General features: G+C 79.2%; 1 protein-coding gene. It reads right to left on the bottom strand.

Features of this window, described 5'->3' with window-relative positions; genetic code table 11:
- Nucleotides 1-65 precede the first annotated feature (65 nt).
- Nucleotides 66-965, bottom strand: a 900-nt coding sequence (gene pstC, locus PYV61_RS25845) for a phosphate ABC transporter permease subunit PstC (protein ID WP_275836763.1), incomplete at its 5' end; no start/stop codon positions are given.

Below are 965 nucleotides of genomic sequence, written 5' to 3'. Positions count from 1 at the left end.
GGCGGCGGCGCGGCGCTGCGTGCGCGTCGCCTCCTCGGCGGCGTCGGGGAGCGGCGCGGGCGCCGTCACGCCGCCTCCCGCTCGGCCACGCGCCGCACCAGCCAGCGGGCGACCGCGTTCACCGCCAGCGTGACCACGAACAGCAGCAGCCCGGCCGCCATCAGCGCCGAGAGGTGCAGGTCGTCGCTCGCCTCGGCGAACTCGTTGGCGACCAGCGCCGCCAGCGTGTAGCCGGGCGACAGCAGCGACGCGGTCAGCTCGTGGCGGCCGCCGACCACCAGGGCGACGGCGATGGTCTCGCCGAGCGCGCGCCCCAGCCCCAGCATCACGCCGCCGACGATCCCCCCGGCCGCCGACGGGAGCACCACGTGCACCGCCGCCTCCCACCGCGTGGCGCCCAGCGCCAGCGCCGCCTCGCGCTGCGCGTCGGGCACCGCGCGCAGCACCTCGCGCGCGACCACCGCGATGAAGGGCGTGATCATCAGCGCCAGCACCAGCGCCGCGGCCAGCAGCGACGGCCCGTACGCCGCGCCGCGGAAGAAGGGCGTCCCGCCGAGCCCCAGCGTGTCGCGGAGCAGCGGCATCACCCACGTGCGCAGCGCCGGCACCAGCACGTGCAGCCCCCACAACCCGTAGACGACGCCAGGGACCGCGGCCAGCAGGTCGGCGAGCGCCGCCAGCGCGGCGGCGACCCGGCGTGGCGCCAGCTCCGCCGTGTAGACGGCCGTCGCGAGCGCCAGCGGCGTCGCGAGGAGCAGCGCGAGCCCCGCGGTGAGCAGCGTTCCCGCGAGCGCCGCCGCCAGCCCGAACTCGCCGCGCACGGGGTCCCACGCGCCCCCCGACACGATGGCCGCGCCGAACAGCGCGAGCGCCGGGGCGGCGGCGAGCGCGAGCGGCCAGGCGACGGCGGCCAGCAGCAGCGGCACGCAGAGCGCGCGCGCGCCGACGCCGGCGCGGAAGAGCAG

Source organism: Roseisolibacter sp. H3M3-2, assembly GCF_029211165.1.
In the GTDB taxonomy this organism is placed as follows: Bacteria; Gemmatimonadota; Gemmatimonadetes; order Gemmatimonadales; family Gemmatimonadaceae; genus Roseisolibacter.
Note: the sequence above shows the minus strand (reverse complement) of the source record. Positions and strands in the feature narration are given on the sequence as shown.